Annotated in this window: 20 protein-coding genes; 12 read left to right on the forward strand and 8 right to left on the reverse strand. The window is 62.0% G+C overall.

Annotated features, from left to right (window positions below):
* Positions 1-145 precede the first annotated feature (145 nt).
* The 3 genes from HND55_08400 (at position 146) to HND55_08410 (ending at position 5,183) form a co-directional block, all read left to right on the forward strand.
* Positions 146-2,272, forward strand: a complete 2,127-nt coding sequence (locus tag HND55_08400; GenBank protein ID QKK02662.1) for a c-type cytochrome — start codon at positions 146-148, stop codon at positions 2,270-2,272.
* A gap of 74 nt (positions 2,273-2,346) precedes the next feature.
* The gene (locus HND55_08405) at positions 2,347-4,527 is read left to right on the forward strand and encodes a TonB-dependent receptor (GenBank protein QKK02663.1); all 2,181 of its coding nucleotides are present in this window, start codon (positions 2,347-2,349) and stop codon (positions 4,525-4,527) included.
* Positions 4,528-4,643: 116 nt separating this feature from the next.
* The gene (locus HND55_08410) at positions 4,644-5,183 is read left to right on the forward strand and encodes a DUF924 domain-containing protein (GenBank protein QKK02664.1); all 540 of its coding nucleotides are present in this window, start codon (positions 4,644-4,646) and stop codon (positions 5,181-5,183) included.
* Here HND55_08410 and HND55_08415 read toward each other — a convergent pair.
* Positions 5,158-6,219, reverse strand: a complete 1,062-nt coding sequence (locus tag HND55_08415; protein QKK02665.1) for an alcohol dehydrogenase catalytic domain-containing protein — start codon at positions 6,217-6,219, stop codon at positions 5,158-5,160. The genes HND55_08410 and HND55_08415 overlap by 26 nt on opposite strands.
* Before the next feature lie 395 nt (positions 6,220-6,614).
* Between HND55_08415 and HND55_08420 the strand changes: the two genes are divergently transcribed.
* From HND55_08420 to HND55_08435, 4 genes are all read left to right on the forward strand, one after another.
* Entirely contained in the window at positions 6,615-7,226 is a 612-nt protein-coding gene (locus tag HND55_08420; GenBank protein QKK02666.1) for a hypothetical protein, read from the forward strand.
* 141 nt (positions 7,227-7,367) lie between these two features.
* Positions 7,368-8,537 carry an IS4 family transposase gene (locus tag HND55_08425; protein ID QKK02667.1) on the forward strand — a complete coding sequence of 390 codons (1,170 nt, stop codon included), beginning with the start codon at positions 7,368-7,370 and terminating at the stop codon, positions 8,535-8,537.
* Positions 8,538-8,655: 118 nt separating this feature from the next.
* Positions 8,656-8,934 (forward strand): peptidase, encoded by a 279-nt coding sequence (locus tag HND55_08430; protein QKK02668.1) that lies wholly within the window; start codon positions 8,656-8,658, stop codon positions 8,932-8,934.
* Positions 8,935-8,942: 8 nt separating this feature from the next.
* Positions 8,943-9,230 carry a HigA family addiction module antidote protein gene (locus HND55_08435; protein ID QKK02669.1) on the forward strand — a complete coding sequence of 96 codons (288 nt, stop codon included), beginning with the start codon at positions 8,943-8,945 and terminating at the stop codon, positions 9,228-9,230.
* Positions 9,231-9,299: 69 nt separating this feature from the next.
* Here the strand turns inward: HND55_08435 and HND55_08440 are convergent, their stop codons facing one another.
* The 6 genes from HND55_08440 to HND55_08465 all read right to left on the reverse strand — a co-directional run bounded on the left by HND55_08440 (position 9,300) and on the right by HND55_08465 (position 16,171).
* Positions 9,300-10,751: an SAM-dependent DNA methyltransferase gene (locus HND55_08440; GenBank protein ID QKK02670.1), complete on the reverse strand. Its 1,452-nt coding sequence runs from the start codon at positions 10,749-10,751 to the stop codon at positions 9,300-9,302.
* Entirely contained in the window at positions 10,748-10,987 is a 240-nt protein-coding gene (locus tag HND55_08445; GenBank protein QKK02671.1) for an addiction module protein, read from the reverse strand. The genes HND55_08440 and HND55_08445 overlap by 4 nt, the downstream gene beginning before the upstream one ends.
* 54 nt (positions 10,988-11,041) lie before the next feature.
* Positions 11,042-12,538, reverse strand: coding sequence for a hypothetical protein (locus HND55_08450; protein ID QKK02672.1), 1,497 nt, complete (start codon positions 12,536-12,538; stop codon positions 11,042-11,044).
* Positions 12,539-12,658: 120 nt separating this feature from the next.
* Positions 12,659-13,075 (reverse strand): type II toxin-antitoxin system VapC family toxin, encoded by a 417-nt coding sequence (locus tag HND55_08455; GenBank protein ID QKK02673.1) that lies wholly within the window; start codon positions 13,073-13,075, stop codon positions 12,659-12,661.
* Positions 13,072-13,326: an Arc family DNA-binding protein gene (locus HND55_08460; GenBank protein ID QKK02674.1), complete on the reverse strand. Its 255-nt coding sequence runs from the start codon at positions 13,324-13,326 to the stop codon at positions 13,072-13,074. Before HND55_08460 ends, HND55_08455 begins: the two co-directional genes overlap by 4 nt.
* A 67-nt stretch (positions 13,327-13,393) precedes the next feature.
* The gene (locus HND55_08465; protein QKK02675.1) at positions 13,394-16,171 is read right to left on the reverse strand and encodes a DEAD/DEAH box helicase family protein; all 2,778 of its coding nucleotides are present in this window, start codon (positions 16,169-16,171) and stop codon (positions 13,394-13,396) included.
* A gap of 575 nt (positions 16,172-16,746) precedes the next feature.
* Here HND55_08465 and HND55_08470 point away from each other — a divergent pair.
* From HND55_08470 to HND55_08490, 5 genes are all read left to right on the forward strand, one after another.
* Positions 16,747-17,301, forward strand: coding sequence for a DUF805 domain-containing protein (locus HND55_08470; GenBank protein QKK02676.1), 555 nt, complete (start codon positions 16,747-16,749; stop codon positions 17,299-17,301).
* Between the two features lie 14 nt (positions 17,302-17,315).
* Positions 17,316-17,951, forward strand: coding sequence for a hypothetical protein (locus HND55_08475; GenBank protein ID QKK02677.1), 636 nt, complete (start codon positions 17,316-17,318; stop codon positions 17,949-17,951).
* On the forward strand, positions 17,951-18,535 hold the full coding sequence (locus HND55_08480) for a hypothetical protein (GenBank protein ID QKK02678.1): 585 nt from the start codon (positions 17,951-17,953) through the stop codon (positions 18,533-18,535). The genes HND55_08475 and HND55_08480 overlap by 1 nt, the downstream gene beginning before the upstream one ends.
* A gap of 213 nt (positions 18,536-18,748) precedes the next feature.
* Positions 18,749-21,751 (forward strand): choice-of-anchor D domain-containing protein, encoded by a 3,003-nt coding sequence (locus HND55_08485; GenBank protein ID QKK02679.1) that lies wholly within the window; start codon positions 18,749-18,751, stop codon positions 21,749-21,751.
* 124 nt (positions 21,752-21,875) lie between these two features.
* Entirely contained in the window at positions 21,876-22,337 is a 462-nt protein-coding gene (locus tag HND55_08490; protein ID QKK02680.1) for a universal stress protein, read from the forward strand.
* Positions 22,338-22,373: 36 nt separating this feature from the next.
* On the opposite strand, the gene HND55_08495 is transcribed toward HND55_08490, so the two are convergent.
* Positions 22,374-23,117: an NrdJb gene (locus HND55_08495; protein ID QKK02681.1), complete on the reverse strand. Its 744-nt coding sequence runs from the start codon at positions 23,115-23,117 to the stop codon at positions 22,374-22,376.
* Between the last annotated feature and the right edge of the window lie 85 nt (positions 23,118-23,202).

A 23,202-nucleotide genomic window follows, 5' to 3' on the forward strand; every position in this document is an offset into this window, starting at 1 on the left:
CTGCATGAAAGCTGAACAGCGGGCCCGTGCCCCGGCAGGCGCCTGAACGAAACGTCGGTTTATTGATACAGCGCAATCGGCCTTGCGGCCCCGTCGCTAGCATTCTCCCCGCGACCCACCATGACCTGTTCGGAGAGAGAATTGCATGTCTGAATCAAGAACTCATCATGTCGCCGTGCTCGGCGGCGCATTGACGCTTGTCCTGGCGATTGCCGGCCACGGGTACGCGCAGCAGGCCGAGCCTCGCGTCCACGAGGCAGAAGTCGCCAAGGCATCGGCGGCCGACTTGAATGCCGGTGCGGAAGCCTACCGGATTCACTGTCAAAGCTGTCACCAGGCTGACGGCTCGGGTCTTCCGGGCGCGTTTCCGCCGCTGACCGGCAACAGCAGGATCGAGAAGAACCCCGAGTATGTCATCGGCAACATCCTGACCGGCCTGAGCGGAGAAATCGAGGTCAACGGTCAGACCTACAACGGCGTCATGCCGGCCATGGGCTATCTTTCCGATACCGATGTGGCGAACATTGTCTCCTACGTCCTCACGACCTGGGGCAACAACGGCCGCGACGTGGTGCCGCAAATGGTGCGGGACAAGCGTGTCGAACTGGGCCTGACCGACCGCGCCGAGGGTGAGCGCCACCCGGGCGCCGCCGAAGGCACAATGGGCTGGCGCGGCGCACCTTCACCGATTGAAGGCGGCAGGCGTGTTGTCACCCCAGGCGCACCGGACATGACCGAAGCGGAATTCCAGCGCTCGCAGCAGATTTACTTCGAGCGCTGCGCCGGCTGTCACGGCGTGCTTCGAAAGGGCGCCACGGGCAAGCCGCTGACCACTGACATCACCCAGGAAAAGGGCACCGACTATCTCAAGGCCCTGATCAACTTCGGCTCCCCGGCGGGGATGCCCAACTGGGGCACTTCGGGTGAACTGACCGAACAGGAAATCGAGGCCATGGCGAAGTTCCTGCAGCATGATCCGCCACAGCCGCCGGAGTGGGGTATGCCCGAGATGCTGGAGTCATGGACCGTCCACGTGGCGCCGGAAGACCGCCCGGCCTCCCCGCAACACGCCTACGATGTCGACAACTTCTTCGCGGTCACGCTCCGAGACGCCGGCCAGGTGGCGATCATCGACGGCGACAGCAAGGACGTCGTCGCCTTCGTGCCCACCGGATATGCGGTGCATATCTCGCGCGCCTCCAGCTCCGGCCGATATTTCTCCACCATCGGACGCGACGGCAAGATCGATCTGATCGACCTCTACATGGATCCGCCGCAGGTGGTCGCTGAAATCAAGATCGGCATGGAGGCCCGCTCGGTCGAGAACTCCCGCTACAAGGGCTACGAAGACCAGATCGCCATCGCCGGCGCCTACTGGCCGCCGCACTACGTGCTGATGGACGGCCAGACGCTCGAGCCGAAGAAGATCGTGTCGACCCGCGGCATGACGGTCCACACCCAGGAGTACCACCCGGAACCGCGCGTGGCCGCGATCGTCGGATCACACAAGCACCCCGAGTTCATTGTCAACGTCAAGGAGACCGGCCAGATCCTGCTGGTCAATTACCAGGACATCGACAGCCTGATGGTCACCACCATCGGCGCCGCACCGTTCCTGCACGACGGTGGCTGGGACGCCAGCGGAAGGTACTTCCTGACCGCCGCCAACGAATCAGACAAGATCGCCGTGGTCGACGCCAAGGATCGGGAACTGGAGGCGCTCATCGACGTCGAGCGTATCCCGCACCCGGGGCGGGGCGCCAACTTCGTGCATCCCGAATACGGCCCGGTCTGGGTGACCAGCGCGCTCGGCAACGCCAATATCACCATGATCGGCACCGACCCCGATGGGCACCCCGAGCATGCGTTCAAGGTGGTCAGAATCCTGCAGGGTCAGGGCGGTGGTTCACTGTTCGTCAAGACCCATCCGGAGTCCGCGAACCTCTGGGTCGACACGCCCTTCCACCCCGAAGAGGAAATCGCCCAGTCGGTCGCAGTGTTCGACATCAATGATCTCGATGCCGGCTATGAAACCCTGCCGATCGCCGAATGGGCCGACCTCGGCCCGGGCCCGAAACGCATCGTCCAGCCCGAGTACAACAAGGCCGGCGACGAGGTCTGGTTCTCGGTCTGGTCGGGCATGGAGGAAGCGTCGGCCATTGTGGTCGTTGACGACAAGACGCGCACGCTCAAGCACGTCATCAAGGGCGAGAAAATCATCACGCCCACCGGCAAGTTCAACAACTACAACACGCGCTACGACATCTACTGAGCCGGCCGGGCAGCGTAAACCACTCATCCTGCGCCCCGAATACACGGGGCGCGTGCCCCGAGGTCTGTCCACCCATGCAAAGAGTTGGTTTTTTCCTGCTGGCCATGCTGATGTTTGCGCCGGCAACGGCACAAGACGACGACAAGCAGGTAGAACAGGCGAGTCAACTCGACACCATAACTGTCGTGGCACATCGTCAGCCGCGCCGGCTCTCAGAGGTCGCCGGCACGGTCACGGTCATCGGCGAGGAGCGTCTGGCGCGCGACATGGTGATGGAACCGGCCGATCTGGTGCGCTACGAACCCGGCGTCGAAGTCGACGGCGGCGGCACTCGCTTCGGATTCAGCGGCTTTCGCATTCGCGGCATTGGCGGCAACCGAAGCAGCGTGGTCATCGACGGGGTACCCGTTGCCGACCAGTTTGCCATCGGCAGCTTTGCCGACACCGGGCGCGGTCTGCTCGAACTTGGACTGGCCCGGCGTGTCGAGATTCTGCGCGGTCCGGCCTCGACGCTGTACGGGTCGAAGGCCCTGGGCGGCGTCGTTTCGATCACGACACTCGACACGCCGGACCTGGTTCTTGCCGGCGACAGCGGGCAGCGTATCGCGCTGACCGGCGCAAGCGATAGCGATCGTTTGCGCCTGAGCGCGGTGCGCGCCGACCGCGGGGAGCGTGCCGACCTGCTGATTGCCGCTGCCGGTCAGCGCGGTGGAGAGATCGGTGTGGCCGATCGACCCACCGATACGCCACGTGACCGTCTCGACCGTGAGCATGCCGCGGTGCTGATCAGAGGCGGATTGGACACCGGCCGCGGGCGGCTGCGCCTGACCCTGGACGGCATGCGCGAGACTCGCGACAGCGACGTTCGCGCCATGCTCGGCAGCGGCCGACTGGCGTTCACCGATGAACTGCTCGGCGACGACCGTCGGCACCAGTGGCGGGCGCTGCTCGACCAGCAATTCGAGCCGTTCGGGCCGATCGACCGCGGCCAATGGCGGCTTTGGCGCCAGACGAGCGACGTGCTGCAGGAATCGCGCGAGCAGCGGCCGAACGCGCCAACGCCGGTCGACGTCTACCGGCGCTTCGAGTTCAGCCAGGACATGACCGGACTGGGCGCTGACCTGGAGTCCGGATTCCCGGCGTTCGGCCTGTCACACCGCCTCGGCTACGGCTTCGAGTACACCCGCTCGGAGATCCTCGACAAGCGCGACGGGCTGGAGACCAACCGCGCCACCGGACAATCGACACCTGTCATCATCGGCGAGGTCTTTCCCCTGCGCGATTTTCCGCGCAGCCGGGTCAGTGAGCTGGGCCTGTATCTGCACGATGAAATCGAGCTGTGGCGCGGCGGTCCGACGCTCAGCCCCGGCATTCGTTACGAACACTACGACCTCTCGGTGCTCGACGACCCTCTGTTCGAGGCCTCGTTCCCCAACGCCGAGACGACCGAGCTGACCGTCACCCGCTGGCTGCCCAAACTCGGCCTGGTCTGGCCGATCAGCGAGACCATGGAGTGGTTTGCCCAGTACGCTCGCGGGCTGCGGGCACCGCCGTTCGGCGACGTCAATATCGGCCTTGAATATGCCCGGTTCAACGTCCGTGCCATCGCCAATCCGGATCTCCGGCCCGAGCGCGGCACGACCATCGAGACCGGAATGCGCTGGCGTGGCGTGAACACCCTCGCAGAGCTGGCCCTGTACCGCAACGACTACAAAGACTTCATCCAGACGCGCGCGTCGCTGGGTTTTGACCCGGTCAGTGGGTTCATCGTGTTCCAGTCGATCAATCGCGATCGCGTGCGCATCGAGGGCGGCGAGCTGCGCTGGCGCCGGCATCTGGGCGCCGGCTTCAGCGCTGAGCTGGCCGGCGAATGGTCCCGGGGCGAGGACCGTGGCAGCGGGCGCAACCTGCCCGGTGTGTCACCACCGGCCCTGCTGGCCGAGCTGGCCTGGATGTCGCCCTCAGCCAGTCTGGAAACTCGCATTATCACCAGCGCCGTTCGCGGTCAGCGCGAGCTCGTCGACGAGCAGGGTGAGCCGCTGTTCTCACCGCCGGGCTATCTCACCGTGGACTGGCTCACGCGCTGGTTTCCGCGCGAGGATCTTGAAGTCAGCTTCGGTCTGTTCAATCTGACTGACCGCAGCTACTGGCGCACCGGCCGGGTTGTCGGGCGCGGTGCCGACGACCCCACGCTGCCGCTGCTGGCCGAGCCCGGTCGCTGGGCAATGCTCAGCCTGACCTGGAAACGCCACTGATCCGCCGGGTCCAGGTACCGGACAGGCGTCGTTTCGGACCGGTGACCATCCGGTCATCTTCTCGTGCTGGTATCCTGATCTGCCCAGCAGCCAACCACCAAGGAGAAGCCGCGACCATGACGCCAGGCGAAGTACTGACATTCTGGTTCGAGGAAATCGAGCCGCGCATGTGGTGGGTCGCCGACCCGGACTTCGACCGCCAGATCGAGCAGCGCTACAGCCGTCTGCTCGGCCAGGCCGCACAAGGCGAGCTGTTCGAATGGCGCCGGGACGCAAAGGGTCGTCTGGCCGAGATCATCGTGCTTGACCAGTTCTCCCGAAACATCCACCGCGGCACGCCGGCAGCGTTCGCCCAGGACCCGATGGCGCTGGCCCTGGCCCAGGAGGCGGTCGCCGGCGGCGCACTCGATGCGCTCGAGCCGATCCAGCGCGCCTTTCTGCTGCTGCCCTACATGCACAGCGAGTCAGGGCTGATCCACCGGCACGCCGAACGGCTGTACCGGGAACATGCACCGGCTGACAACCACCAGTTCGAGATTAAGCACAAGGTGATCATTGACCGCTTCGGCCGCTATCCGCACCGCAACGCGATTCTCGGGCGCGAATCCACGCCTGAGGAACTCGAATTCCTCAAGCAGCCCGGATCCGCTTTCTAGCCGCCTGGCCACTGATTTCAAGCACCTTGGCGCCCCGGACCTGGCCACTCGTGAGTTCGTGCAAGGCCTCGTTCGCCCGCTCCAGCGGAAACCGGGTCGTTACGGGACGCAGAATGGCGTGTTCGCCGGCCAGGGCAAGAAAGTCGCGGATATCCTGGCGGGCAACGTTGGCGACCGACTGGATCGAGCGCTCCATCCAGAGCTGCCTCGGGTAGTCCAGATCGGCCAGCAGCCGCCGGTCACCGGTTTCCTTGGCAATCGCGTTGATCACCAGCCGTCCGCCCGGCGCAAGCTGCCCGAGCGCGGCGAGCACCGTTTCCCACACCGGCGTCGTGTCAATGATGGCGCGCACATCGAGCGGACAGTGGTCGTGGGTTTTGCCGGCCCACTGCGCGCCAGCATCGAGCGCCTGGCGGCGCTGTTCGGGGTTTCGGGCCCAGACGACGACCGGGGAGTCGGGCAACACGAGACTCGCCAGCCGGTGGACCTGGTGGTTGGAGCCTCCGTAGCCGGTCAGGCCCAGCACCTGGCCGTTCTCGAGACCACTCAGCCTGAGGCTGCGCAGCCCGATGGCGCCGCCGCACAGCATCGGCGCGGCCGAGACATCATCCAGCACATCGGGAATCGGATGCGTGAACGCAGCCGGCACGGCCATGTATTCAGCGTAGCCGCCGTGGGCATGGCAGCCCGTGCCCCGGAAATCCGGACACAGGTTTTCCTCGCCGCGACGGCACCACTCACACTCGCCGCAGGCGCTGTGAATCCAGCCCACGCCGACCCGGCCGCCGACCAGTGTCTCGTCCACCCCGGGCCCGACCGATACGATGCGCCCGACCGCTTCGTGGCCCGGAATGATCGGCAGACAGGCAGCGACCCGGCCCTCGATCTCGTCGAGCTCGGTATGGCAGACCGCACAGACATGCACCCTGATCAGCACCTCGCCGGCATCGGGTTCCGGATCCGGCCAGTCCGTTGCCTCCAGGGGTCTGGCATCGGTACGCATGGCCATGGTCGAGCGCAGTACCATCGCGCGCATTCGGTCCTTGCTCCTTGACGAGTGTTCTTCAGAGGCTCCTTAGCCGATTGTCCCGACTTGCCGGCACCAAGGCAACCGGCATCCGCAAAGCTCGACCGTCGGGGACGCGGCCCCGACCTACGGGTTTTCGGCACGGGTTGAGTTGTCCGTCGGGGACGCGGCCCCGACCTACGGGTTTTCGGCACGGGTTGAGTTGTCCGTCGGGGACGCGGCCGACCTACGGGTTTTCGGCACGGGATGGGTCGGTGGCGGTCGCATCCGGGTTTTCGGCACCGGTTGGGTCGGTCGTGTTCGCATCCGCGACGGGTCCGAGTGGTTGTGCGTCCGAGGCTTTTGATTCAAATGCGCCGCGCGGGCTGGTATCGTGACTGGCCGACGCAATCAGAGGGATCGTCATGTCGATAAGGCTGCTGACCTTGTTTCCGGGTCTGCTTCTGCTGGCCACGGGGGCTGCCGCGCAGGCTGGCGACCCGCGGGGCACGGTGTGTGCATTCCCCGACATCAGCGCGCTGACCCCGGTCACCTTGTCCCCGGGCGCCTCCACCCCGGCCGGTACGGGTGGCGACATTCCGGGTGGCCGCTGGGAGCTGGTGCAGGTGAAATACGACACCGAACCCGATGTCGGCGAAGTGGTGGGGCAGGCGCGAGGCGCGCTGGAGCTGGTTGCCTCCAGTTCCGTCGCCGGACAGGGCAGCATGGCGCTGCAGGTCACCATCACCGAGCCCGAGAACCAGCAGATCGACGAGACGGGCGCAGGGCCCTATTCGGCCACGGGCAACATGCTCGATTTCCAGAACGACTGTGGCGACGCGCTCACGCTGGGTCAGGTGGAATACACCGTTGACACCAGCGGCGATGACCCGGTCATGACCCTGTGGGGCAGCAGCGATATCCAGATCACTGACCCGTTTCCCATCGTCATCACCGTCTTTCTGGAGGTTGATTTCCTGCTGGTCGAGCCACCCGACGGCGGCGATGCAGTTTTCCAGGATCGCTTCGAGGGATAACAGGCCACTACTGTCCGGTAAAACTTGGCAAGAATGCTTGAAAATATAACTTCATCAGCATGTTACGAGCGTTTTGGGGTGGTGTCGACTTGAACGCCAGATTCTGTCAGTTTTCGGGGACCTGCCCCGGAGATCGCCGTCGTGTACACCGGCAAAACCCTGTTCGCCCAGCTGATGGCCGTCCTGCCCTGGACGACCTTCACTCGCATCGTCAGTCGTTACGAGGGCGACCGATACGTCAAGTCGCTGTCGTGTGCTCAGCACTATCGGGTCATGGCATTTGCCCAGCTGGCCTATCGAGAGAGCCTGCGCGATATCGAAGTCTGTTTGGCGGCTCAGTCGGGCAAGCTCTATCACATGGGTTTCAGGGGGCCGATCAAGCGTGCCACCTTGGCCGATGCTGGCGCGAAGCGAGACTGGCGCATCTATGCCGATTTCGCTCAGCGTCTGATCACGCAGGCTCGCGCGCTTTATGCCGACACATCTCTGGATATCGATTGGGATGGAACCGCCTACGCGCTCGACTCCACCACCATCGACCTGTGTTTGTCGCTGTTTCCCTGGGCGTCGTTCCGAACAACGAAATCGGCGGTCAAGGTGCATACCCTGCTCGATCTGCAGGGCCACATTCCCAGCTTTGTTCATATCTCCGACGGCAAGTGGCACGATGTCAACGTGCTCGATATCCTGCTCATCGAGCCCGGCGCTTTCTACATCATGGACCGGGCCTATGTCGATTTCGAGCGCCTCTATGCGGTGCACAGCGCAGGCGTCTTCTTCGTGACTCGAGCCAAACGCAATCTCGATGCACGTCGGGTGTACTCCAATCCGGTCGACCGAGACACTGGCATCATTTGCGACCAGACGATTGCGCTCAACGGCTATCTCAGCCATGGCAAGTATCCGGAGTATCTGCGCCGAATCCGATTCAAGGATCCCGACACTGGAAAGTCGCTGGTCTTCCTGACCAATCACTTCGACTTGCCGCCGTTGACCATCTGTGCGCTGTACAAAGCGCGCTGGCATGTCGAGCTGTTCTTCAAGTGGATCAAGCAGCATCTCCGAATCAAGCGATTCTTCGGAACATCGGAGAACGCTGTGAAGTCGCAGATCTGGATTGCAGTCTCCGTTTACGTGCTGGTTGCCATTGTCAAGAAACGAATGAATGTCGATGCCTCGCTCTACACTTTGCTACAGGTTTTCTCATTGACCTTGTTCGAAAAAATCCAGTTACAACAGGCAGTTACGAGCACCGAAAACAGATCCGACCAGGGTGACATTTCTAACCAGTTGAATTTATTCAGTTATTAACCGGACACTAGTGGAGAGAGACATAACAAGGCGTGAAAAATGACGCTTGAAAAACAGCGCATTTTACCGCGGCGTTACGTGATTGACACCTGTAACGGATCGGGTTACACTGAACCTCATGATTCGGAGTTTCAAGCACAAGGGTCTGAAACGTTTCTTCGAAACCGGAAAGACTTCGGGAATTCAGGCCCAGCACGCGAAAAAACTCCGTCTAATACTCGGCCGGCTTCATGCTGCTCGACAACCGAAGGATATGAACCTCCCAGGACTTCGGCTTCACGAACTGAAAGGTGATCGATCCGGAACGTGGGCAGTTGATGTTAGTGGGAATTGGCGAATTACCTTTCGGTTTGAAGGCGACGATGCCGAAGTCGTGGACTATGAAGATTATCATTGAGGCACCCTATGCTTATGCACAATCCACCACATCCCGGTGAAGTTATTCGAGAGCTTTGCCTTGAGCCGCTAGATTTGTCTATCACCGAGGCCGCAAAGGCCTTGGGTGTCAGCCGAAAAACCCTGAGCGCTATTCTCAACGGACGCGCCGGAATTAGCCCCGAAATGGCTGTTCGGTTGTCGATTGCTTTTGATACCACCTCAGAGAGTTGGCTCAACCAGCAAAGTCAGTATGATCTTTGGAATGCTGAGCAGCACCGTAAAGAGTTTCGGGTCAAACGTCTTGTTGCGGCCTAGCCAACGCTTATCACATAACAACCGGTTCAACTCGGCCGCGGGCAAAGCCCGCGCCGGTTAACCGGGACGTTACCCAGGAGTCTTCAACTCCCCCGAAACCTCCGCAAAACTCTCCAACGCCGCCTCCAGGTTAGCGGTGATCTCTGCGGCCAGGACGTCCGGGTCGGGGAGGCTGTCGATGTCTTCGAGGCTGTCGTCTTTCAGCCAGAACAGGTCGAGGTTGAGTTTGTCGCGTTTGAGCAGGTCTTCGATGGGGAAGCGGCGGAAGCGGTCGGTTTCCTTGCGGGTCTTGTAGCAGTGGACGAAGTCGTCGAGGTCTTCGCGGGTGAGTTTCTTGGTCTTGAGGGTCTTGTGGACGTTGGTGCGGTAGTCGTAGACCCATAGTTCCTTTGTCTGGGCCTGCTTCGCCGGGGCCTTCTTGTCGAAGAACAGGACGTTGGCCTTGACGCCGGGGCTGTACCAGATGCCGGTGGGTAGGCGGAGCAGGGTGTGGAAGTTGAAGGTCTCGAGCAGGCGCCTGCGAATGCCTTCGCCGGCGCGGCCGGCTTCGAACAGCACGTTGTCCGGCAGGACGACGCCGGCGCGGCCGCCGACCTTGAGGACGGTCATGATGTGCTGCAGGAAGTTGAACTGCTTGTTCGAGGTGGTGAACTTGAAGTCCTCGCGTTCGTAGTTTTCCTGCTCGGTGGTAACCTGGCCGTCTTCGCCGACGACGCGGTAGCTGGATTTCTTGCCGAAAGGCGGATTGGTCAGGACGATGTCGTAGCGGTCGTTGCCGGCGCTGGACAGGGCGTCGCCCTGGTGGACGGGACTGTCGCCGTTGCCCAGGCCGTGCAGATACAGGTTCATGGCGCACAGGCGCACGACCTCGTCGACGATGTCGACGCCGGTGAGGGCTTCGTTGCGTAGCGCGGCCTGTTTGTCCTTGTCCTGCGTCTGGCCCTTCATGTGGTCGAAGGCAGCGAGGAGAAAGCCGCCGGTGCCGCAGGCGGGATCGACGACGGTTTCGCCGATTTTCGGATCGATGCACTCGACCATGGCCTGGATGACCGGGCGCGGCGTGAAGTACTGGCCGGCGCCGGAGCGGACTTCCGATGCGTTCTTTTCCAGCAGGCCTTCGTAGATTTCGCCCTTGACGTCGACGTTCAGGCCCACCCAGGGGCCTTCCTTGTCGATCAGTGAGACCACGCGCTTGAGCTTGGCCGGGTCGGAGAGCTTGTTCTGGGCCTTGCGGAAGATGGTGCCGATCAGGCCGTCTTCCTTGCCCAGGTTTTCCAGGGTGTGGCGGTATTGCAGTTCCAGGGGGTCGCCATCCTTGTTGACCAGCTTGTTCCATTTCCATTTGGCGGGGATGGGGGAGGGCAGATCCAGAATATCCTCGCGCTCCTGGTCCATCTTGAGGAACAGCAGGTAGGTGATCTGCTCGATATAGTCGCCGTAGGAGATGCCCTGGTCGCGGAGGACGTGGGCGTAGTTCCAGACTTTCTGGACCAGGGCGTGGTGGTTTTCGTTGGTGCTCATTCGGTTGGCGTAGCTTTGAGTTCTTCCAGAGTGACAAAAGTCGCCTCCCCAGCGTCCATCTCTAGTTTTCGGCTGGCCAGAGTCTCCTCGTGCCAGGTCGGTGAGGGAGGCTCGGATTCGCCGTGGGCCAATGCGTCCCACAGCGCCTCCGTGGCACGAAGTTTCTCATCCTGGGACATCTTTTTAATGGTGTTGAGGTCCATGGCTGCCCCTTCTCGGAAACGATATTCGGCCATCTTACAATACGCTTGGCAATAGCTGGCTGGCTGCCGGATACCGGCGTCCGAGCCTCATACACGGGCTTTTCGGCGCGACTTTGACTTTGGCGTGGCCTCACGTTCGGCGCGGATTCGGGCCAGGAGTTCGCTGGCCGGTTCGTCGTCGGGGTCCTGGGGGACGAGTTGGCCGGTGAAGGCGGATTTTAGGATGGATTGGCGGAGGGCGTTGGAGCGCTTGAGCTCAGCTTGGCACCAAACTTCGAGTGCAGCCGCACTTTCAAGCGCCTCGGTCGCTCTATCGACAATTAACTTTTGCTCCTCAGGTGAACAAAGGGGATACGGCAGCTTTCTGATGATTCCGAGGTTGAGAACATCCATCGTCGCACCATGTGCATCAAGCTTGTAAAGGGCTTTCAGGAAGCTGCTCTCAAAGTAGAGCTTGAAGAACTCTGGCAAGTAAACGTTCTCTTCCAGAGATACTTTGACCAGTCGTGGATTGATAATTCCAGGGGCGCACTCTGGCGGCAGAATGAGCACTTTGCCAATAGTGCCAACCAGACTGATCAATACGTCGCGGGGCGAGACACTGCAATTCTGAAGTTCCTGATACTTTTCCTCATCAATGAAATAATCCCCGATTGTCCAATCTCCGCCAATCACCTGCTCCTGCCCGTAGATCTTGTAGCCCGATGCCGAGTAATCCGACTTCTTGAGTGCGCTGCCGAAGGGGCCCGCCTTGAGCGCGTGCTTTCTTGGCATGCATAGCCCCTCCAGAGGAGCCCATACCCAACCCTCAGGCAGCTCTGGCAAGTTCGCGGTGTCGGGGATGTTGGGAGCCTTGTACTTTCCTGGCCCTTGCCAGTTTTCCCTGCGGCTTTCGAGGATGCGGGCGAGGATGTCGCTAGCGGGTTCGAGTTTGTGCTGGTTGGCTTCTCGCCAGTCGCGGGTGAGCTCGCCGGTGACGGCGGCCTTGAGGATGGACTGGCGGTAGCGCTTGAGCAGTTTCTGGACTTCGCGCAGGGCTTCTTCGCCCTTGTCGATTTTAGCGAAGAGGGTTTCGATCTTTTCGACGATGCGGTGTTGTTCGTTGAGGGGCGCAATCGGGATCGAAAAATTCTTGAGCCGATGAGTATCAATACTCGCTACCGTGGTCCCATGCTTTGCGCACTCCTTGAGAATCCGATAGTTTTCCGACCGCAGGTGCCAGGCCAGAAAATCCGGACTGATGTTATCTGCCGGCGTCAGGGTCTTTAGATCCTGGTTGACCGTTACCTCGGGTTCGTTGACAGCAACAGGGAACGAATGGGCCAGTATTCCTGATCTTGTGACCATCAAGATTGAATTTGCCGGGATAAGCTTGGCAGAAGACTGGGCTACTGCCTCCTCGGTGATGGAATTCTCGGAACTTCGAATACGCCCGAACTTCATGTCCTTTGGTGAAACCCACGGGATGGAGCCATCTTCCCAAAAGGCTAGGTTCGCCTTGGAGGGGGTCCCGCCTCCCGACCATGCCCCCAGGTCGCCCAGTCTCGACCAAGCCCAGTTGCTCGGCAATTTCTTACCACTCACGGGAACAACGCCTCTTCAGTTTATCCAGGCCGTCATTCATCCCCCTTAGCATTACCTTGCGGTCACTACCTTCAATAACCCTGTACTTGCAAGCAAGTCGGTGTTGCCGGTAAAGCGTAATCACTCCCATGGATCAATCACCTGCACGCCGGCGGCCTTGAACGGGGCGGTGTCGCGGGTGGCGACGGCGTGGTTGTGGGTCAGGGCGATGGCGGCGATGTAGGCATCGGCGGTGGCGATGGCGCGGCCGGTTTCTCGGGATTTGGCCAGTAGGGTGGCGTAGGCCGGCGCGCAGGTCTGGTCGAAGGGCAGGGTGCGGCCGTTGAACAGGGGCAGGATGGTTTGCTCCAGGCTGTCCTGCAGGCGGCTGCGGCGTTTGCCGGCGGGTAGCAGGGCGATGCCGGCGCACAACTCGGCGGTGGTGATGGCCGTCAGGAACAGGGTTTCGACCGGCTGGGCGTCGAGCCAGGCGAGCACGCGGGCCTCGGGTTTCGGGCGCAGCGGCTCGGAGATCAGGTTGGTGTCGAGAATGATCACTCCAGGTCGATGGCGCGTGCGGGGCTCTTGTCGCGCACTTCATCGAAGACGGCGGCCTCTTCGTTGCTCAGCCTAGCCTGGCGGCCGATTTCGGCCAGCAGGGAGCCGAGTTTCGGCCGGTTTTCCGGCGCGATCGCGGCCTCGAGGATTTCGCGCACTTCGGCTTCCATGCTGCGGCCGTGCTCGGCGGCACGCACGCGCAGGGCGCGGTGAACCTCGTCGGGCAGATTGCGTACGGTCAGCATGGCCATGGTTGTCTCTCCAAGGTGGCGCGCTTGGTCGCCTTCAACGCATTCATTTTAGCATCACTGAATGCATTCAGGCGACCAGCGCGCCCTGCAGTTCGTCCAGCATTTCGTTCAGGCGCTGCTTGCCGAAGACCTGCTGTGCCTGGACGATGCCGCCCTTGTCGGACAGGCTGGGGATCTCGATGAAGTCGCGTGGGGTGATTTCGGCGTTGGCGGCGATGTAGCCGGCGATGGTTTTCAGCCATTCCATCTGTTCCGGGGTGTACTCGCGGCCGGCTTTCTTTTCGCGGCCGATCCACAGGTTGAAGCGTTGTTCGACCCTGGCGGAGTAGGGCTCCAGTACTTCGTCGTAACCCAGCGCGAAGCGGACCAGGGAGACGATCTCGGTGAGCTGGTTGTCGACCGGGGCGCCCTTGACCTTTGCCGCATTCAGGCGCTTGTAGGCCTGCCAGACGTCGGCGGTGGTCAGGTAGTAGGGCTTGTCGGTCATGGCCTGGGCCAGTTCCTTGATGGCGGCGTAGCTTAGCCGGTGGCGGCCGGCGGGCTGGTTGTAGAGGATCTGCAGGGCGGTAAGTTCGTCCTTGTTGGCTTCGATGAAGTCCTTGAACGACTGGATGCGCTGTTCGGCCTGGCCCTTGTCGAACTGGGCTTCGCGGACCTCGTCGGTGGTTAGCTCGTCGATGACCAGGTCGTTCTTGTGCTTGATGGTCTTGAGCAGTTCGCGGATTTCTGGCTCGTCGAACGGGGCGCAGGCGGTGTCGAGCAGGCGGCCGACGACCTCGGCTTCCTGTTCCGGGGTGGCGGCGGCGCCGTGTTCGGCTTCGATGGCCTGCTGCTGCTTGTCGGGGTCGACGGCTTCGAGCAGGGCGTTGGCCAGGTCGCGGGGTTTCTGGCCGCCGGTCTGTTTGGCGATGCGGGCGCGGTCCTCGTTGTCGAGTTTGCGGTCGAGGGCGGCGATTCGGCCGGCCAGGCTGGAGACGGCGTCTTCGTCGCGCCTGCCCTGGGCGATCTGGTCGATGAGCTTGTCGAAGGCGATGCCCTTCTTGCGCTCCAGTGGCTGGGAGGCGTTCTTCTTGGTCTCGGTCACGCCGACGGCGTCGATCAGCACGAAGCGGGTCTTGGTGCGCGCGTCCGGGGTGACCATCTGCAGGTCGGCGTCGGGGATGGTGCGCACGCCGCGGCCTTTCATCTGCTCGTAGTAGCCCTCGGACTTGACGTCGCGCATGAAGATCAGCACCTCGACCGGCTTGATGTCGGTGCCGGTGGCGATCATGTCGACGCTGACGGCGACCCGGAAGGCGGCGTCGTTCTGAAAGGACTTGATCAGTTCGCGCGGGCTCTCGCCGGTGTTGCGGTAGGTGATCTTCCTGGCGAAGTCGTTGCCCTCGCCGAAGACCTCGCGCACGGCGTGGACGATTTCCTCGGCGTGGTTGTCGTCCTTGGCGAAGATCAGGGTCTTGGGCAGCCATTCGCCGCTGCGGTCGGGGAACAGCTCGGTGAAGACCCGGTCGCGGTAGGTCTGCAGCACCGCGCGGATCTGGTTCGGGTTGACCACGGAGCGGTCGAGCTCCTTGGCGGTGTACTCCAGGTCGGCGTCGAGCTCCCGGTAGCGGATGGCGCGGGTGCGCTTGTCCCGGACGGGCACCTGGAAGCCCGTGTCCTCGACTTCGATATTGCCGCCTTCCTCGGTCACCCGGGTTCGAATGCGGTAGATCTCGTAGCCGACGTTGACGCCGTCGACCACGGATTTCGGGTAGTCGTACTCGGCGACGATGTTCTGGTTGAAGAAGCCCAGGGTGTGCTTGGACGGCGTGGCGGTCAGGCCGATGATGTGGGCGTCGAAGTATTCCAGCACCTGGCGCCACAGACCGTAGATGGAACGGTGGCACTCGTCGGTGACGATGAAATCGAAGGTCTCGATCGGGATGTCGGGGTTGTAGTTCAGCGGCCGGATCTCGCCGTCTTCCAGTCCCCAGGTCTCGAAACCGGAGATCTCCTCGGCCTCGCTGTCCAGCTCCTCGCCCTTGAGCATGGAATACAGGCGCTGGATGGTGGTGATGACCACCTTGGCGTCGTCGTCGATGCGGTTGGACTTGAGGTGCTGGACGATGTAGGTGTCGGTGAATCGGTTGGCCGCGCCGGGCGGATCGAACTCCCGGAATTCCTTCAGGGTCTGGTCGCCGAGATTGTTGCGGTCGACCAGGAACAGGATGCGTTTGGCCCCGGCGTGCTTGATCAGCCGCCAGGAGAAGGTGCAGGCGGTAAAGGTCTTGCCGGCACCGGTGGCCATCTGGATCAGCGAGCGCGGCTGGTCGGCCGCCAGGGACTTCTCCAGGCCCTGGATCGCATCGATCTGGCAGTCGCGCAGGCCTTTGTCGATCAGCGGGGGCAGGGCGCTCAGGCGCTCCCGCAATGTGTCGGGTGTTTTCAGCCACGCGTGCAGGGTCTCGGGGCGGTGAAAGGCGAAGACGCGGCGCGAGCGCGCCTTCGGGTCGCGGGTGTCGCGGAAGAAGGTCTCATTGGCGGTGGTCTCGTAGTCGAAACGCAGTTGCTCGTCCCAGCGCGCCAGGTGGTCGGGCAGGGTGGCCATGTACCGGTCCGACTGGCCGGCCACGCCGCTCAGGGTCACCCCGGCCTTCTTGGCCTCGACGACGCCGGCGGCCTTGCCGTCGACCCACAGCAGGTAGTCGCAGGGGCCGGAGGGAAGCTGGAATTCGCGTACCGCCACGCCCAGGGCTGCGTGGCGGTTGAAATCGGCCATGTCCTGCACCTGCCAGCCGGCATCGCGCAGCAGGCGGTCGATTCGATTACGGGCGCGTTGTTCCGGTGTCTGGTGCGAGTCGTTCATGCGTGGTGGTGTCGGTTCCCCTCGGTGCTGCGGTAAAGACTACCAGCATCGGGGTGGGTGGGGAAATCTGAGGTTGTCGTCCCGGCCCGTGAGCCGGGACCTTGTATGTTGATTCTGTCTGCACAGCATCGGCGCATTGCTCGCCGACCCTTGTGAGGTCCCGGATCAGCGCGTTGCGCTGTCCGGGACGACAGGGGGTGAGTTTGGGACTACGACGGGCAGACGCTGAGAAGTGGAGGGCGCTTGGTGGTGTCTCTCCGACCGCGATTTAGCCCTTTGAACCCTTGTTGGTCTCTTCCAGGAGTCGGCGCTGACGCTCCGATGCGCGCTTAAGTACCTGTTCATAAACCTTTTTCTTTTCGCGCGCAGACGCGTTTCGAATAAAATCGGAGAAGCGGCTGGAAGATGCTGGTTTACGCTTGAGTGTGAGCATTGCAGTCAGTCTAACCTGAGTTCATGAGCTTGGGTGTCGTGAAGTCGGGTCCGTGTCGGGTGCCTGCCGGGCCTTTGCCGTAGCGGTTTTCCATCGTTCGGCCCGATAATGGCCGGCCTGATGCCCACGATGAGGAATACCCATGCATGTCGATCCCGTTCGACTTCGAGAATTGCGCGTTGCCCGGCAGTGGTCGCAGGAGCAACTGGCGACTCTGAGTGGCTTGAACCTGCGCACGATCCAGCGCCTGGAATCGGGTGCGAAGATCTCCCAGGAGTCCCTGCGAGCGCTTTGCGCGGTTTTCGAGGTGCCGGCCGAACGCCTGCTGGCAAGCGAGCCCGGGCCGAGCGAACCCGCGCTGAAGGCCATGCACGAAGGCGTGATTCGTGGCCTGGATTTCACCGGCGTCACGCCGCGCGGGGCATTCTGGTGGTTTGCGCTTGCCGTGGTGATGTTCCTGGGACTGGCGCAGATCCTGTCCGAGTATCTGGGCGCGCTGCCGATGCAGTTGGCCTCCATCGTGGTTCTGCTGCCGTGGATCGCTGCCTGCACGCGGCGCCTGCGTGACGCGGGCTTCAGTCCCTGGTGGCAATTGATCAGCCTGGCGCCAGTGGCCGGCATTCTGGTGTTGCTTTATCTGCTCACTTATCCGACGCGAGCTGTTGGCCTGGACGGGGTTGCCGAAAGCCAATCCTGAGAAAGTATCCACGATTGCTCATCTACGCATCTTGTGCGTACAATGCAGATATGGATCGTACTGCACAACTGGAAGACCTGATGCTGCGCTACGGATTGCGTCGGCGCGATGTGGCTGAATTGCTGGGCAAGCCATTAAATTCGGCCGGAGGTTACAGCAATTCGACGATCGATCGTTGGTTGAGTGGCGCAAACCAGGTCCCGGACATGGCACTGGAACTGCTTGAGTTGAAACTCGCTGGCAGGGAAGGGCGGCCTGATCCCTGGCAGCGACTGATCCGACAGCCCCTGGCCTATCGGGACCAGCGCGAGCTGGAGGCGGATTTAAGGGCGGTTCTGGAACAGATCAAGCGCGGAGAGTTGCCGCGCACCCCGAAATCTTCGCGCTCGCTGGTGCTCCAACGCGCCGGGTACTTGCTCGAACTCATTGCGCATCTTGGCGGGCCGCGCTTCAAGTCACAGCGGGAGCGATTGCTGGAAGAAGCCGATCGTTTGCGTGAAAGGCTGACAGACCACCTGGAGTCCGCGCCACTGCGCGCCGGTGAGCGAGTTCGTAGTGAAACCATGGATGACCTGGCGTGCAAGTGGGGATTGACCAAGGGTGCGGATATTCGCCGGTTTCGCCAGCTTGCATTGACAGGGCGAGTCTGATGGAGAGCAGCCTGCAGCAGGCCCTGCATGTGCTGGTCGAGCGAGTATCGGCGCAGGTTCGCGCCGATCACTCAATTGACGCGTTTCTTGCCGGGGGCGTGGCGATATACCTGCATCTTAAAAAGGCTGGTGGTCAGGCGGCCGAGGCGGCCAGGTATTCAGAGGATGCCGACATTCATTTCGGCCGTTCCCTGATTCTGGACGATCTGCCGGTGGTTTCCTACAAAGACCACGAAGGCAATGAACGCATGTTGGCACTCGATGGCAGCTATACCATCGATATCGGCTTGCACCATCCCGACTGCTTCCAGGACGCCGAGTTCCTGTTCGCGAGTGAGAACGGTCGAGTGCGCTTGTACCTTTTGAGCCCCCTGGACCTGGCTGTCACCAAGACCGGCCGGTTGCAGGACCACGACAGGTCGGATATCGAATTACTCGCGCGGGCTGGCTTGCTGGGGGCACAAGCATTTCGGCAACGGGCGACCGAGGCTCTGGATTACCTGGCGACCGACCCGTCGATGGTACGTGTCAATATCGATGAGGCGGCCGGATTGATTGCAGCCGCGTGTTCCGGTGAGGGGTAGTTGAGCGCCTGTTCGGGCCTTGGGTTACTCGGACAGTAGTTCGCATAATGTATATTATGTAAAGTTAACGATGATTAAGCGTCAGCTAGCGGGCTTGTTGACAGGCTTGTTCTTGACATGGACCAAGAAAACGCCGAACATTGGGCAGGATGTGAGGTTCGTCACGCTTTTGACCGGTGGTGACGAGTTGATCTTACAAGGGAGCGCGCTCATATGTCGTCGAAGTATCTTGTCCCGTCACGTCTCGCCGTGGCGATTACCACCTCTCTGGTTGCCGGCACCACGTCGGCGGCGGTCATTACGGTCGATACCCTGGCCGATCCCGGCGACCCGACCGAGTGTTCCCTGCGTGCCGCGCTGGAATCGGTCAATCAGCAAATCGCTGTCGACGGCTGCGTTGCCGGTGACGGCAACAGCGATCAGATCCTGTTCGGCTCGGGCCTGACCGGCAGCCTTGCGCTGACTTCGGGGTCGCTGGTCGCAACCAATGACGTTTCGATCGTTGGTCCCGGCGCTTCGGATCTGACCATTGATGCCAATGGCGCCAGCCGAGTGTTTCATGCATATGGCTATGCCCAGGTCAGTCTGGGCGGGGTGACGCTGACCGGTGGCTCTGCGAGTTTCGGCGCCGGCGCCTATGTGACTGATGGCGCCTCCCTTGTACTGGATAACTGCATCATTACCGGTAACAGCGCAAGCGACTTCGGCGGCGGTATCGAGGTCTTCGGGGGCCAGCTGCAGGTCAACAGCTGCGCTTTGACCAACAACACGGCAGCCTATCATGGCGGCGGCATCGCGGTCACCAGGGGCGAAGCGGTGGTCTACGATACCCTGGTGACGGGGAACTCCGCTGAAGTCGGCGGTGGTTTGCAGGTGCTGCCACCCTACTCCTACGGCCCTGTTATTGCCGCGGCTGGCCGCGGGGGTGGCGGTGCAGATGGCGCGAACTTGATCGTCACACAAAGCACGATTTCGGGCAATCAGGCCAACTTGATAGGCGGCGGCATCGGAGCGGGATCCTACTATCAGCAAGGACCCAAGCTGGCCGAGCTGCTGGCCAATCCAGGCGGACAAGCCCCACGGATTCGGGGCCAGCAGCCGGAGCCGGAGCCCAATCTGGTCGTCGACAGCAGCACGATCAGTGGCAATTCCGCCCCGATGGGAGGTGGCATCGGAGCGGTGAGCAACCCCGGCTACGGTCCCCAGCAGAATGGCATTTCCTATACCGGACCCAATTACCTCGTGGTTCAGGACAGCACGATCGGGCAGAACCAGGCAGATTACGGCGGCGGGGTTGGTGTCGTCTACGGCTCCGGAGAAATCTATGGCAGCCAGATCGTCGACAACACCGCGACGGTTTCGGGCGGCGGCGTGCTGTTTGCCAATCCGGGTGGACGAGCTTCTGCGCCTGCTCCCGAAAGCCGGGGCTTTGACCGTGAGCGCGGCTACTATCAGCCGGAAAGCCTGCAGCTGTCCTATACCGCCGTTGACGGCAACCAGGTTCAGGCCGAGGAACGCGGCTTTCCTTTCAGCGGTGCCGGCGGCGGCATCAGCATATTCCAGGGTGCTGTCTACCTGGTCGGGGCTTCGGTCAACGGCAACAGCGCGCCCTATTTCGGCGGGGGACTGGTCAACGGCGGTGGATATGCCGTTGCCTTCAACACGGTGATCAACACCAACAGCGGCGGTGGCGTCTACAGCAGCAACGGCAGCCTGTTCGGTACTATGGCCTCGACGATCAGCGGCAACTCGGCTGCTCAGGCCGGCGGCCTGCACTGCATGGGCTATGCGCAATGTGACATCAAGTACTCCGAAATCAGTGATAACGAAGGCGCGATTGCCGGCGGCGTCCTGATCGAGCCCGGTGGTCAGTATGCGGCCGGTAGCGAGGCCCCGCGGGGCCTGGGTGGCAATTCCGAATTGTTCAATACGACCATTAGCGGCAATGTTGGCGGACAGGCCGGCGGCGTTCACATGGATGATGCAACCCTGCTCTACACCACCGTGGCCTTCAACTCGCAGGTCGCAGCGAACCCTACGGGTCAAGGTGGGCCTTCCAACTACGCGGGAGGCATTCTCGCGACTGGCGCTGCCGCACTGTCGCATGTCATCGTTGCGAACAACCAGGCAGAGAACGGTGTGGCCGATGTGCGGGCCGGCGGCGGTCCGATTGGCATGGATTACAGCCTGGTCGGTGACGACAGCGGGCTGTCTTATGCCGGGACGGGCAATGTGCTGAATGCCGACCCGCTTCTCGCGCCACTGGACTTCAACGGCTCACCCTATACCCAGACGCATGCCTTGATCAGTGGTTCTCCGGCAATCGACGCCGGTAATCCCGCGATCACGGATCCGCCCGACTATGATCAGCGTGGTCCGGGCTTCGCTCGAGTCGTTGGCAGCAGCATTGACATCGGTGCGTTCGAGTTCGTGCCGCCACCGCCGGAGCCGGATGTTTCGCTGTCGACGAACTCGATCGACTTCGCCGGCACCCTGGTCGGGGTTGATGAGACCGCACAACTGACACTGACCAGCACCGGTACGGCCGATCTGTCGATCGGGACCATCTCGCTGAACTCGACGCGCGGCGGCGTGTTCGGAATCATCAACGACAACTGCTCGAATCAGCTCTTGCCGCCCCAGGCGGACTGCACCCTGGATATCACTTTTCAGCCTCTCGGGCGCGGTCAGTTCGACACGATGGTGTCCATTCCCAGCAACGCACCGGATTCACCAGCCCTGGTCGACGTGACGGGTGTCGGCATTGCGCCGGAGCTGTCGATTGTTCCCGGCGGCGTCGATTTCGGGGACGTCGATCTGGGCGACAGCAACGAGGGTTCGGTCGAGCTGTCCAATGTCGGCGATGCCGATCTGGAAATCACGGGCACCGATGTGGCGCCGCCTTTTGCGGTGGTTGCCGGCGGCGGACTGTGCCTGAACGGCGGGCCGACCGTGCTGACGCCTTCCGCATCGTGCACCCTGACCTTCCGCTTCGAACCGGCTGCAGCAGGACCGGCTGGGCAGACGGTCAATATCAGCTCCGACTCCCTGGGCGGTGATTCATCCGTCGAGCTTCAGGGCGTCGGAATTGAGCCAGCAGCACCGCCGCCTCCGGCCATACCCGTGCCGGTCATGAACCGGACCGTCAGCCTGATCCTGGCCGGAGGACTGTTGCTGCTCGGTTATCTGGGCCTGCGTCGGCGTCGCACGAGCTGACCCATGACTCATAGTCCGGGCCTGCCTCGCAGGTCCAGGTAAACTGATCGGCATCAATCCCGGCTTGCCTGATTGTGGCAGGCTGTCTCCCGACACGAAGCCCATTCGCAACGAGGAGGCAATCATGGCGCATTCAGCCACGGATCAACATCGTCGGCTGGTGGTCGCACTGGACGGTTCCGACAGCGGTTTCCGCGCACTGCGGGTCGGCGCAGACCTGGCGCAGGCCATGGGACGAGCACTCGAGGTCCTCTACGTGTTTCCGCACCGACAGGCGTTTTCGGCCGCGTTGGCCGGCATCGATGAGGAAACCACGAACCAGGGGTTCGAGCGTCTGAAAAGCAGCACGGCGCAGGAGATTTTTGACGAGGCGGATCGCATCATCGGCGATAGCGGGCGGATCGCCGAACGCCATCTCCTGGTCGGCGAGCCCGCCGAACAGATCATCGAGTTCATGCAGCAGAATTCGGGAACTCACCTGGTCATCGGGCGGCGCGGACTCTCGCGCATCAAGTCCCTGATCATGGGCAGCGTCAGCAACAAGGTCGCAGCGCACGCGCCGGGCCTGGTTACGGTGGTGTCCTGACGGATTGAAGGCGCCTGGCCCGACAGCGTGGATCCGTCACCCGCACTTTGAGTAGCCGCAGGCCAGGCAGGTCTGGCAGCCGTCGAGTAGCACCATGGCCTTGGTGTTGCACTTGAAACACAGGATTGCGGATTCCGGATAGGACGTCTCGCTGACCTGCCCGGCCTCAGCTATCGTTTTTTTTTCTGGCGGATTGTCCTGTTGGTCGCGTGCCTCGGCTTCGGCGCGTTTCTGCTCGAGTATGAGCTGCTGCTGCTCGCTCAGCTCGTCGGGCTCGATCATGCCGATGCGCTTGAGGTGGTGTTCGACCACGGCGCCGATGTCGGCGACGATCGACGGCACGAAGCGTCCGCCGGGCTTGAAGTAGCCGCCCTTGGGATCGAATACGGCCTGCAGTTCCTCGGCCAGGAAAGTGACGTCGCCGCCCTTGCGGAATACGGCCGACATCACGCGCGTCAGTGCGACGATCCACTGGAAGTGGTCCATGTTCTTCGAGTTGATGAAGATCTCGAAGGGTCGGCGCTGTTCGTGCTCGGTGCCGGGATTGAGCACGATGTCGTTGATGGTGACGTACAGGGCATGATCGTCGAGCGGCGTGCGGATCTTGTAGGTGGCGCCTTCCAGGCACTCCATGCCTTCGGGCCGCTCGAGCTTCTCATGCATGCGAATGATGTCGGCCTTTTTCTCACGCGGATTGTCCTCGCGTGCCGATTCGGTCGCTTGCCGCTTCTCTTCGCGCACTTCGTAGTTCACGATTTTCTTGTTGATCCTGATGGTCATCTCAATGCTCCCGCATTGTTGTCTTCTAATTCACTAATTCCCGCAGTCTTGTTCTGCGTTCACCGAAGGGATGTGACACAGCGAG

The sequence above is a fragment of the Pseudomonadota bacterium genome, assembly GCA_013285445.1.
GTDB lineage: Bacteria > Pseudomonadota > Gammaproteobacteria > Xanthomonadales > Wenzhouxiangellaceae > Wenzhouxiangella.

Excerpts from the sequence above, each read along its gene's own strand:
- HND55_08440 (QKK02670.1), bottom strand. The coding sequence starts at position 10,751 with ATGAGCACCAACGAAAACCACCACGCCCTGGTCCAGAAAGTCTGGAAC.
- HND55_08435 (QKK02669.1), top strand. The coding sequence starts at position 8,943 with ATGCTTATGCACAATCCACCACATCCCGGTGAAGTTATTCGAGAGCTT.
- HND55_08430 (QKK02668.1), top strand. The coding sequence starts at position 8,656 with ATGATTCGGAGTTTCAAGCACAAGGGTCTGAAACGTTTCTTCGAAACC.
- HND55_08490 (QKK02680.1), top strand. The coding sequence starts at position 21,876 with ATGGCGCATTCAGCCACGGATCAACATCGTCGGCTGGTGGTCGCACTG.
- HND55_08445 (QKK02671.1), bottom strand. The coding sequence starts at position 10,987 with ATGGCCGAATATCGTTTCCGAGAAGGGGCAGCCATGGACCTCAACACC.
- HND55_08465 (QKK02675.1), bottom strand. The coding sequence starts at position 16,171 with ATGAACGACTCGCACCAGACACCGGAACAACGCGCCCGTAATCGAATC.
- HND55_08400 (QKK02662.1), top strand. The coding sequence starts at position 146 with ATGTCTGAATCAAGAACTCATCATGTCGCCGTGCTCGGCGGCGCATTG.
- HND55_08480 (QKK02678.1), top strand. The coding sequence starts at position 17,951 with ATGGAGAGCAGCCTGCAGCAGGCCCTGCATGTGCTGGTCGAGCGAGTA.
- HND55_08405 (QKK02663.1), top strand. The coding sequence starts at position 2,347 with ATGCAAAGAGTTGGTTTTTTCCTGCTGGCCATGCTGATGTTTGCGCCG.
- HND55_08470 (QKK02676.1), top strand. The coding sequence starts at position 16,747 with ATGCATGTCGATCCCGTTCGACTTCGAGAATTGCGCGTTGCCCGGCAG.
- HND55_08415 (QKK02665.1), bottom strand. The coding sequence starts at position 6,219 with ATGCGCGCGATGGTACTGCGCTCGACCATGGCCATGCGTACCGATGCC.
- HND55_08485 (QKK02679.1), top strand. The coding sequence starts at position 18,749 with ATGTCGTCGAAGTATCTTGTCCCGTCACGTCTCGCCGTGGCGATTACC.
- HND55_08410 (QKK02664.1), top strand. The coding sequence starts at position 4,644 with ATGACGCCAGGCGAAGTACTGACATTCTGGTTCGAGGAAATCGAGCCG.
- HND55_08420 (QKK02666.1), top strand. The coding sequence starts at position 6,615 with ATGTCGATAAGGCTGCTGACCTTGTTTCCGGGTCTGCTTCTGCTGGCC.
- HND55_08495 (QKK02681.1), bottom strand. The coding sequence starts at position 23,117 with ATGACCATCAGGATCAACAAGAAAATCGTGAACTACGAAGTGCGCGAA.
- HND55_08460 (QKK02674.1), bottom strand. The coding sequence starts at position 13,326 with ATGGCCATGCTGACCGTACGCAATCTGCCCGACGAGGTTCACCGCGCC.